This window comes from Qipengyuania oceanensis (assembly GCF_009827535.1).
GTDB lineage: Bacteria > Pseudomonadota > Alphaproteobacteria > Sphingomonadales > Sphingomonadaceae > Qipengyuania_C > Qipengyuania_C oceanensis.
Window position 1 is genome coordinate 115,492 of sequence record NZ_WTYN01000003.1, and the last position, 9,509, is coordinate 125,000.

At 64.7% G+C, this 9,509-nt stretch carries 11 protein-coding genes (1 of these 11 running past the window's edge); 4 read left to right on the plus strand and 7 right to left on the minus strand.

Annotated features, from left to right (window positions below; translation table 11 throughout):
- Nucleotides 1–18: 18 nt before the first annotated feature.
- The 3 genes from GRI48_RS12420 to GRI48_RS12430 form a co-directional block, all read right to left on the minus strand.
- The gene (locus tag GRI48_RS12420) at nt 19–306 is read right to left on the minus strand and encodes a hypothetical protein (RefSeq protein WP_160676750.1); all 288 of its coding nucleotides are present in this window, start codon (nt 304–306) and stop codon (nt 19–21) included.
- Between the two features lie 73 nt (nt 307–379).
- A complete protein-coding gene (locus GRI48_RS12425) occupies nt 380–895 on the minus strand; it encodes a YceD family protein (RefSeq protein WP_160676753.1) in 516 nt (171 codons plus the stop codon).
- Entirely contained in the window at nt 892–1,419 is a 528-nt protein-coding gene (locus GRI48_RS12430; RefSeq protein ID WP_160676756.1) for a ubiquinol-cytochrome C chaperone family protein, read from the minus strand. The genes GRI48_RS12425 and GRI48_RS12430 overlap by 4 nt, the downstream gene beginning before the upstream one ends.
- A gap of 200 nt (nt 1,420–1,619) precedes the next feature.
- Between GRI48_RS12430 and GRI48_RS12435 the strand changes: the two genes are divergently transcribed.
- Genes GRI48_RS12435 through GRI48_RS12450 form a run of 4 tightly spaced genes read left to right on the plus strand, consistent with a single transcriptional unit; the run spans nt 1,620 to nt 4,434 of the window.
- Nucleotides 1,620–2,105, plus strand: a complete 486-nt coding sequence (locus GRI48_RS12435) for an outer membrane protein assembly factor BamE (protein WP_419956969.1) — start codon at nt 1,620–1,622, stop codon at nt 2,103–2,105.
- A gap of 56 nt (nt 2,106–2,161) precedes the next feature.
- The gene (hslV, locus tag GRI48_RS12440) at nt 2,162–2,722 is read left to right on the plus strand and encodes an ATP-dependent protease subunit HslV (RefSeq protein ID WP_160676759.1); all 561 of its coding nucleotides are present in this window, start codon (nt 2,162–2,164) and stop codon (nt 2,720–2,722) included.
- Nucleotides 2,723–2,730: 8 nt separating this feature from the next.
- Complete coding sequence (gene hslU, locus GRI48_RS12445; RefSeq protein WP_160676762.1) at nt 2,731–4,029, plus strand: ATP-dependent protease ATPase subunit HslU; 1,299 nt, start codon at nt 2,731–2,733, stop codon at nt 4,027–4,029.
- 12 nt (nt 4,030–4,041) lie between these two features.
- The gene (locus GRI48_RS12450; RefSeq protein ID WP_337190829.1) at nt 4,042–4,434 is read left to right on the plus strand and encodes an ACT domain-containing protein; all 393 of its coding nucleotides are present in this window, start codon (nt 4,042–4,044) and stop codon (nt 4,432–4,434) included.
- Here GRI48_RS12450 and GRI48_RS12455 read toward each other — a convergent pair.
- The 4 genes from GRI48_RS12455 to GRI48_RS12470 all read right to left on the minus strand — a co-directional run.
- Nucleotides 4,425–5,918, minus strand: a complete 1,494-nt coding sequence (locus tag GRI48_RS12455; protein WP_160676768.1) for a SulP family inorganic anion transporter — start codon at nt 5,916–5,918, stop codon at nt 4,425–4,427. The genes GRI48_RS12450 and GRI48_RS12455 overlap by 10 nt on opposite strands.
- Nucleotides 5,919–6,054: 136 nt before the next feature.
- Nucleotides 6,055–6,903: a diacylglycerol/lipid kinase family protein gene (locus tag GRI48_RS12460; protein ID WP_160676770.1), complete on the minus strand. Its 849-nt coding sequence runs from the start codon at nt 6,901–6,903 to the stop codon at nt 6,055–6,057.
- 18 nt (nt 6,904–6,921) lie between these two features.
- Nucleotides 6,922–8,748 (minus strand): ABCB family ABC transporter ATP-binding protein/permease, encoded by a 1,827-nt coding sequence (locus GRI48_RS12465; protein WP_160676773.1) that lies wholly within the window; start codon nt 8,746–8,748, stop codon nt 6,922–6,924.
- A 47-nt stretch (nt 8,749–8,795) separates the two neighbouring features.
- Nucleotides 8,796–9,509, minus strand: the 3' portion of a protein-coding gene (locus GRI48_RS12470; protein WP_160676776.1) for an aspartyl protease family protein. It continues 210 nt past the right edge of the window; the window shows 714 of its 924 coding nt (coding positions 211–924); its start codon lies beyond the right edge, outside the window; the stop codon is at nt 8,796–8,798.

The following is a 9,509-nucleotide window of genomic DNA, read 5'->3' on the forward strand; positions in this document are numbered from 1 at the left end:
GATAAGACGTTTGGTGGGTCATTCGTATTCGGGCTGCTCGCCAACGCGACGTTTCTTCCCCAGGATTGAGCCACCATCGCTGACTTGACGTTGTTCTCCTAGCCACGAACTGTCGCGCCGGATTCCGAATGTCGTTGGGTTGCCTTGATAATCCTTTCCTCTCACTAAGTGGAAAAGGAAGAGGACGCCGAAAGCGACAAAGCCAGCCAACTGAAACTCGCCCCCGAACATTATCAGCAGCAAGGCCAAACCGGGTGCAACCCAGTAGACAATGACCACAATGAAGCGCTTCGATGCACTGGCCATGCGATGCACCTACACTCTGGAGACGCCGCCAGCAAAGATTTGTCCGCTCGCCACGCACTAGCAGACTTGGAACCTAGTCCCTCTTCAGCGCCGCAAGCGCTTCGGCGAGCGGACCGTGCGGGGCATCGTCGCTGACGATGCCGGCGGCCTGGCGCGCAGCATCGGCGTCGGGTCCTTCGGCGTAGGGGTCGATCACCAGGCCGAGCGACTGCGCCACTGCCTCTCCCAGGTCGAAACTGTCACCGGAGTAATCGATCTCGTCCAGGTCGTCGGCTTCGAGCTCGATCTCCTCGAGGTCCGGCGCCTGGTCGTCGGGCACGAAAACGAAGGCGATGTCCTCTTCAATGCGGTGCGTGAAATCCTCGCCGGATATGGCACACGCCTGGACGATATCGGCAACCAGCGAGCCTTCGCCGCGTACCTTGGGCCCGCGCGGGGTGAGCTGGACGGTCGCGACCAGGCTGTCGATCGCCGACATGCCGAAACGCTTGGCCAGCGCGGCGCGCTCGGCCTCGTTCGCCTCGATCCGTACCGGATCTTCCCTGAGCGCGTTCAGCTTGATGATTCGCGACAGTTCGGGCTCGCTCACGCGCTCGCTCCTGCACGCAGCTTGCCAGCCATCAGTTGCTCGTCGTCGGTCGCGGCGAGCGAAGCGGATAGCGCCAGCAAGCGATCGGCCACCTCGCCCGGCGCGGCGCTATCGGACAGGGTGATGTTGCGCTCGACCACGTTGCGCACGGCATCGCGGCCTTGCGGAACCGCCTCCCGAAACGCGCCCAGCCGCCCGCCGAGCGTGCTGACCAGCCGCCCCACGCGCTTGCCGACGACCATGTCGCCGACGCCGAATTCGCGCAGTTGTCCGTCCATGTCCTCGACGAACCACTCGGTCAAATAGCTGCTGGCGGCCTTGAGGCCGGGCGACTGCTCTAGCCGGACGAGAACCAGCGAGGTGGTCGCGGAAACCATGTCGAAGCGCCCGGTCACGCTGTCCTCGACCCCGCCTTGCGCATACCAGGCGGGATCGCGCGCCTCCGCCACGACGGCATCCCACAGCGGGCGGACCGCGTCGCGCGGATCGGGCTTGGAGGCGAACAGGCGAGAAAGTAGTCCCATCGGTGTCGGTCTATCCGTGTCAGTCATCGTTCAGCAGCAATTCAATCCGGCGGCTGCAGGTGCCGGGGCGACGAGACGCCCGTGCATCGTGCGCGCGTGCGAGTTGCAAGCGCTGGCGCATCGCCGTAAGGCTCGCGCCGATATAGGGCGAGCCCGGCCGATGCGAAAGCGGCTGGCTACGGATTTTCGGAGTGACGGTTTTGACGACATCGGGTGTGACGCGACGGCTCAAGGTTCTGGCGCTGGTCGGTCTTGTGGGACTTGCGGCGAGCGGGTGTACCTCGATCCGCGAAACGCGCGGCTACATCGTTGACAACGTGCTCGTCAGCTCGGTCCAGCCCGGGATCGACAACAAGCAGTCGGTCGAGGGAATGCTCGGCCGGCCGACATTCACCAGCCAGTTCGGCGAGCCCACCTGGTACTACGTTTCGAGCGTGACGGGTCGCAAACCCTTCGTGCGGCCCCGGATCGAGAACCACTCGGTCCTGGCGGTCCAGTTCGACGCGGCGGGCAATGTCGCCAGTGCGGAGCGGACCGGCATCGATCAGGTCGTCTATCTCTCGCCGGACGGCGACGAGACGCCGACTCTCGGCCGCGAGCGCAGCTTCTTCGAGGATCTCTTCGGTAACATCGGCCAGGTCGGTGCTCCCGGCGCGGCAGGTGCCGCCGGCCCGGGCGGACCGTAACGCCGGCGGGTCCTGGCTGGCTTGAAGGGGCGCGGGCGCTCCCCATATCGCCAGCCATGGATGACAGACAGGCAAGCCACGGCCTCACCCAGTGGCACGGAACTACCATCATCGGCGTGCGCAAGGGCGACCGCATCGTGGTTGCAGGGGACGGGCAGGTCTCCATGGGCAACACGGTGATGAAGCCCAATGCGCGCAAGGTCCGCCGGATCGGTGAGGGCGGCAAGGTCGTCGCCGGGTTCGCCGGTGCAACCGCCGATGCCTTCACGCTGTTCGAGCGGCTGGAGAAGAAGCTCGAACAATACAGCGGGCAATTGCTGCGCGCCGCGGTCGAACTGACCAAGGACTGGCGCACCGACAAGTACCTGCGCAATCTCGAAGCGTTGATGATCGTGGCGGACAAGGACAATCTCCTCGTCCTGACCGGCAATGGCGACGTGCTCGAGCCCGAAGGCGGGATTACCGCGATCGGATCGGGCGGAAACTATGCGCTCGCCGCAGCCAAGGCGATCGCCGAATACGAGGACGATCCCGAGGTGATCGCGCGCAAGGCGATGAAGGTCGCTGCCGACATCTGCGTCTTCACCAATGGCAACGTGACCCTCGAAGAGGTCTGAGAAATTCCATGGATAATCTGACACCCAAGGCCATCGTCGCCGCGCTGGACGAGCACATCATCGGCCAGAACGACGCCAAGCGCGCGGTCGCCGTGGCGCTGCGCAATCGCTGGCGCCGCCAGCGGCTCGGACCCGAACTGCGCGACGAGGTCACTCCGAAGAACATTCTGATGATCGGCCCCACGGGCTGCGGCAAGACCGAGATCAGCCGCCGGCTGGCGAAGCTCGCCGAAGCTCCGTTCGTCAAGGTCGAGGCGACGAAGTTCACCGAGGTCGGCTATGTCGGTCGCGATGTCGAGCAGATCGCCCGCGACCTCGCCGAGGAAGCCATCCGCCTCGAAAAGGAACGCCGCCGCGATGCGGTGCGCGAGGCCGCGAGCAAGGCGGCGATGGACCGGCTGCTGACCGCGCTGGTCGGCGACAATGCGAGCGAGGCGACGCGGGAGGCCTTCCGCGAGCGGATCGTCGACAATTCCATGAACGATACCGAGGTCGAGATCGAAGTCGAGGAAGCGCCGCAGATGCCATTCGACATGGGCAACATGGGCGGCAATGTCGGCATGATCGATCTGGGCGACATGATGGGCAAGGCCTTCGGCAAGAAGCCGAAGAAGCGCCGCAAGCTCAAGGTGCCGGATGCCTGGGACAAGCTGGTCGACGAGGAAGCCGAAAAGCGGATGGACCAGGATGACGTCGCCCGGGTCGCGCTGCAGAATGCCGAGACGAACGGCATCGTCTTCCTTGACGAGATCGACAAGATCGCGGTCAGCGACGTGCGTGGCGGATCTGTCAGCCGCGAAGGCGTGCAGCGTGACCTGCTGCCGCTGATCGAAGGCACCACCGTTTCCACGAAATACGGTCCGATGAAGACCGACCACGTACTGTTCATCGCAAGCGGCGCGTTCCACGTGGCCAAGCCTTCGGACATGTTGCCCGAATTGCAGGGACGCTTGCCGATCCGCGTCGAGCTGCGCGCGCTGACCCAGGAAGACTTCGTCCGGATCCTCAAGGAGACGCGGGCGAACCTCGTCGATCAGTACAAGGCGCTGATCGGGACCGAGGACGTGACGCTCGAAATCACGGAGGATGCGATCGAGGAAGTCGCAGCCATCGCCGCACGGGTCAACGAGAGCGTCGAGAACATCGGTGCCCGCCGGTTGCAGACGGTTATGGAGCGCCTGCTGGAAGAGATCAGCTTCGAGGCGGAGGAGCACGGGGGAGAGACCGTAACGATCGATGCCGCCTACGTGCGCGAGCGTCTCGACGAACTGGCCGGCGATACCGACCTCAGCAAGTACATCCTCTAGATGGGCGGGGCGGTGCGCGATGGAAAGGCGATGATCGCCGCCATGCAGCCCCGTCTCGACCAGGTGCAGTGGCGCTTCGTGCTCGTCACTCCCGATACCGCGCCGCACTTGCTGGGTGGTGCGATCGGGACGTTCCGCGAGGACGAGGGCGTAACGGCGATCGTGCCGTCGGCTCTCGCGGACGATCTCGGCATCGAGGGCCCTGACTTTGCCCGCATCACGCTGATGGTGCATTCCGACCTGGAAGGTGTGGGGCTGACGGCAGCCGTCTCAGGCGCCCTCGCGCAAGCAGGCATCGCCTGCAACATGGTCGCGGCGTTTCATCACGATCATGCCTTCGTGCCGGCGGCTCGCGGTGGAGACGCGCTGACCATCCTGACGGAAGTCGCCGCCTCCTACGGGTGAGGCGCCAGGCCGATCTCCACCCCGGTCTTGTCGGTCAGCGCGAACTTGTCGACCAGGTCGCTGCTCGCACGGTTCAGCCCCTTGACCTGCACGCTGCGACCATTGCGCCGCATCCGCTCGACCACCTTGTCGAGCGCGGCGATCCCGGAAATGTCCCAGAAATGCGCCTTGCGAACGTCGATAATGATGTGGTCGGCCGGGTCGGGCCGTAGGCTTTCAGGCGCGAAGGCAGCTTCGAAACGCTCGACGCTGGCATAGAAGATCTGGCCCTTGGCACGATATACCGCGGTGTCGCCCTTCCGCTCGCGCACCACTTCGAACATGGTCATCACCTTCTGGGTAAAGAAGGCACCCGACAGGATCACGCCTGCCAGCACGCCCAGGGCAAGATTGTGCGTGGCAACCACGACCACGACAGTCGAAACCATCACCACGCTCGATTGCCACGGGTGTCGCGCGATGTTCGGAATCGAGTTCCAGCTGAAGGTCCCGATGCTGACCATGATCATCACTGCGACCAGTGCCGGCATCGGCACCTGGCCGACGATCGGTCCGAGCACGGCGAGGAAGACCAGCAGGCTGAGGCCGGCGGTGAAAGTCGACAACCTGCCGCGCCCGCCGCTGGTCACGTTGATGACCGACTGGCCGATCATCGCGCAGCCGCCCATGCCTCCGAAACAGGCCGCGACGATGTTCGCGACGCCCTGGCCGGCACTTTCGCGGCGCTTGTTCGATCCGGTGTGGGTCATGTCGTCGACGATCTGCGCGGTGAGTAGCGATTCGAGCAGACCGACAGCCGCCATCGTGAGCGAATAGGGCGCGATGATGCGCAAGGTTTCCAAGGTCAGCGGGACGTCTGGCCAGACCAGATACGGCAGGCCCTCGGGCAGTTCGCCCATGTCGGCCACGGTATTGACCGGTGCATTGAGCCAGATCGACAGGGCGGTCAGTACCACGATCGCAACGAGCGGGCTGGGGACTGCAGTGGTGACCCGTGGCAGCAGGTAGATGATCACCAGCGCGGCGGCGACCATCGCGTAGGTTTCCCAGCCGACATTGGTCAGCTGCGGCAGCTGCGCCATGAAGATCAGGATCGCGAGAGCGTTGACGAAGCCGGTGATGACCGAGCGGCTGACGAATTGCATCAGCAGGTCGAGCCGGAGCACCGCCGCAATCCCCTGGAAGATCCCCATCAGGATGGTCGCGGCGAAAAGATATTCGACACCGTGATCGCGCACCAGCGGGACGACCACCACCGCAACGGCTGCCGTTGCCGCGCTGATCATGCCCGGCCTGCCGCCGGTAAAGGATATCACGATCGCGATGGCGATGCTGGCATAGAGCCCGACTCGCGGATCGACGCCTGCGATGATCGAGAAACCGATCGCTTCGGGAATCAGGGCGAGGGCGACGACGAGCCCGGCGAGCACGTCATTGCGCACATTGGACAGCCAGTCGCGTCGGAACGCGCTTCGATCGAGCATGGAATCTCCGGGTCGGAAAGTTGTGGGGGGCACGACCGTGCCGCTCGCCACTCCCCATGGCCCATGCTGCATTGCAACACAACTATAGGCTTGGGTGCTGATCGTCGCGCCGGCCGTGCTGGCCAGGCGCGGCCTGTCAGAGGAAGGTGACCGTCGCCTCGGTGAGTTCGATCGTGACCGGGGCCTGGTTGACCACGTCGCCGTCGGCCTGCACCGGATGGCCGTGTTCGCTCTCGATCGTCAGGCGCTCGGTTTCGAGGAAGCGCCACTTGCCGTGCGGGCGATGCGAGCCGAGCATCGCGTATCCAATCAGCAGCGCGAGATCGCGCTTGCGCGCCTGTGGCAGGGCGAGGACCCGCAGCCGCTCGTGCTCGAGATGCGCCTGGCGGTCCAGCGTCCATGGTCCGGCGTAGTACCTGCCGCGCAGGACGAAGAGCGCTTCTGCATCCAGCCGCTCGGTCCCGGTGTCGATGACCACGGGCTCGTGCGGCCAGTCCCTCACCATGGCGAGCAGCGCCGCGACATAGGCGAAACGTCCGATCCGTAGCTTGAGAGCCTCTGAAACCCGTGCCACCGTGTGGGCGTCGAAGCCGATTGACGCGCAGGCAAGGAACGGCTGGCCATCGAGCAGCGCCAGCCGTGTCGTGCGCGCGGGACGCCCGCTCACGAGCGAATCGGCGAAAACCTCCGGATTGCGGGAATAGCCCAGCTCGCGGGCAAGCAGGTTGATCGTCCCGGTCGGATAGATCGCGAGCGGGGGCAGGGCGGCGGGGTCCGCCTGTTTGCCAATGACCAGCCGCGCGGTGCCGTCGCCGCCTGCCAGCACGATGCAGTCGGCATCGCCCGAATCGTGCGCTGCATCGAAGCTGTCGCCGAAATGGTGCGTGACGCAGTGTCCGCGTAGCTCCAGCACGCGGGCCAGCTGCTGGACCTTGGCCATGCGCTTCGGCGCGAGCCGCTCGTTATAGACCAGCGCCAGCTTCATCGCCCCGGGTTCGCCCTTCTACTCGGCAGCTTCGGCCGCCTGCTCCTGATCGTGCCTTTCCGCCTGCTGGCGTTGCCACATCTCGGCATAAAGACCGTCGCGCTGCAGCAATGCCGCATGGCTGCCCCGTTCGGCAAGCCTGCCCGCGTCGAGCACCAGGATTTCGTCCGCATCGGCGATGGTCGAAAGCCGATGTGCGATCGAGATGGAGGTACGGTCCTCGCTGACCCGGTGCAGCGTTGCGAGAATATCCTGCTCGGTCCGCGAATCGAGCGCGCTGGTCGCTTCGTCGAGCAACAGGATCGGAGGATCCTTTACCAGAGTGCGCGCGATGGCGACGCGCTGTTTCTCGCCGCCGGACAATTTCAGGCCGCGCTCTCCGACCTCGGTCTCGAAACCGAGCGGGAGCTTCTCGATGAAAGGAAGGATTGCCGCATCGCGTGCAGCCCGGCTGACGTCCTCGATGCTCGCACCGTCACGGCCATAGGCGATGTTGTAGCCGATCGTGTCGTTGAACAGCACGCTGTCCTGCGGAACGATGCCGATCTGCGCGCGCAAGCTCGCCTGGGTGACCTGCGAGATGTCCTGCCCGTCGATCAGGATCCGGCCGGACCAGGGATCGTAGAACCGGAACAGCAGCCGGGCGATAGTGCTCTTGCCCGCGCCCGAAGGCCCGACGATGGCGACATGCGAACCTGCCGGCACTTCGAAGCTGAGGCCGTGCAGGATCTCGCGGTCTTGCTCGTAGCCGAAATGGACGTTCTCGAAAGCAACGCTCGCCCGGCCGATCGCCAGAGCAGGAGCGCCCGGCGCATCCTTCACCTCTGCGTCGGTGTCGATGAGCTTGAACATGGCCGCCATGTCGATGAGGCCCTGGCGGATCGTGCGGTAGACGAAGCCCAGCATGTCGAGTGGCCGGAACAGCTGGGTCAGATAGGTCTGCACTGCGACCAGGTCGCCGACCGTCAGCGCGCCCTGGCTCCACTTCCAGACCGTGAAGCCCAGCGCGAAAGCCATCAGCGCGTTCATGACGAACGCCTGCGCCATGTTGAGCAGGCCGAGCGAGTTTTCCGACTTGATCGCCGCCTCTGCATACTCGTGCGCGGCGCTGGCATATCGCTGCTGCTCGCGCTGCTCGGCTGAGAAGTATTTCACGGTCTCGTAATTGAGGAGCGAATCGACCGAGCGCGACAGGGCCTTGCCGTCGAGGTCGTTCATCTCCTTGCGCAGCTTGGTGCGCCATTCGGTAATCCAGCGCGTAAGGGCGATGTAGACGACGACCGTCACGGCAGTCGCCGCTACCAGTTCGCCGCCGAACATTGTGTAGAAGATGACGGCGAGCGCGATCAGCTCGAGAATCGTCGGCACGATGTTGAACAGCAGGAAATAGAGCATCGAATCGATGCTCTTGGTCCCGCGCTCGATCGTCTTGGTGATCTCCCCCGTACGGCGCGACAGGTGGAAGCGCAGCGAGAGGGCATGCAAGCGGCCGAAGGTGTCCTGAGCCAGCTGGCGAGTCGCTTCCTGGCCGACTCGCTCGAACACGATGTTGCGGACCTGGTCGAAAGACGCGCCGAGAAACCGTCCGGCGGTGAAGGCGATTACGAAGCTGAGCGCGATCCACAGCAAGGGATCGCCATCCATCGCCATGGTATCGACCACGCGCTTCATCGCCAGCGGCGTGGCGAGCACGACGACCTTGGCTGCCAGGACCAGCACCATCGCCCAGAAAATGCGCCAGCGCAGGGCCGGGGCGTCCTTCGGCCACAGGTAGGGGAGGAAGCGGCGAATCGTCGCCCAGCCGTCGTAATCCTTCGGCGCAATCACTGTATGGTCTGGCGGCATCGCCGCTTATGTGGGCGGCGCAGCCCCCGGTGACAATGCCGCCGAGCCTACATGCTGCGGGTGAACAGCTCGTCGAGCGGTCGCATTCCGGCGGCGCGGGGCAGGTCGAACAGGACCTTTCGCGAATCGAAATCTATCGCGACCCGGTCGAACAGGCGGAGATGGTACATGCCGAGCGCGAGAGTCGGCCGATCGTTCAGCCCCAGCGCATCGAAGGCCGGCGTGTCGGCGAACGACAAGTCGATGTTGTTGAGCGTAAGCCCGGCGATCTTGAGAGTGCGGGCGAGGCCGTGTTGCCCTTCGAGCTGGTGGCCCAAGACATCGGTCGTGACCACAGTGGAGGTCGATTTCGTCCGCAGTTTGCGCTGGAGCGCCAGGTTGCCAACAGTCATCTGCGCGCCGGTATCGATGATGACGGCCGTGCGGATGCCGTCGATCTCGGCATCGGTGATCAGCAACTGTCCATTGTTCGGCCGCGCGCGCACGACGATCTCGTAACCGCGGTTGCCGCCCAGTTCCTTTGCCGTCGCGACCGCGATCGAATTGTCGCGGAAATCGAGCATCACCCGCGTCCCCTGGAGACTGTCCAGGCCGATGATGCCGTCCGCGCCGACATGACGACGCTCGAGCACGGGCGAGAGGAGATTGTCGATCATCTGCGATCCGAGAGACAGTCGATCGACGTCGACCATATTCACGACCCCGCGGCCAGCCATGCCGATCAGGACTGCCTGGCCGGCAGGTTGCAGCGCGACTCGCTC

Coding starts and splice junctions, on each gene's coding strand:
- GRI48_RS12420 (WP_160676750.1), bottom strand. CDS start 306: ATGGCCAGTGCATCGAAGCGCTTCATTGTGGTCATTGTCTACTGGGTT.
- GRI48_RS12430 (WP_160676756.1), bottom strand. CDS start 1,419: ATGGGACTACTTTCTCGCCTGTTCGCCTCCAAGCCCGATCCGCGCGAC.
- hslV (WP_160676759.1), top strand. CDS start 2,162: ATGGATGACAGACAGGCAAGCCACGGCCTCACCCAGTGGCACGGAACT.
- hslU (WP_160676762.1), top strand. CDS start 2,731: ATGGATAATCTGACACCCAAGGCCATCGTCGCCGCGCTGGACGAGCAC.
- GRI48_RS12455 (WP_160676768.1), bottom strand. CDS start 5,918: ATGCTCGATCGAAGCGCGTTCCGACGCGACTGGCTGTCCAATGTGCGC.
- GRI48_RS12460 (WP_160676770.1), bottom strand. CDS start 6,903: ATGAAGCTGGCGCTGGTCTATAACGAGCGGCTCGCGCCGAAGCGCATG.
- GRI48_RS12465 (WP_160676773.1), bottom strand. CDS start 8,748: ATGCCGCCAGACCATACAGTGATTGCGCCGAAGGATTACGACGGCTGG.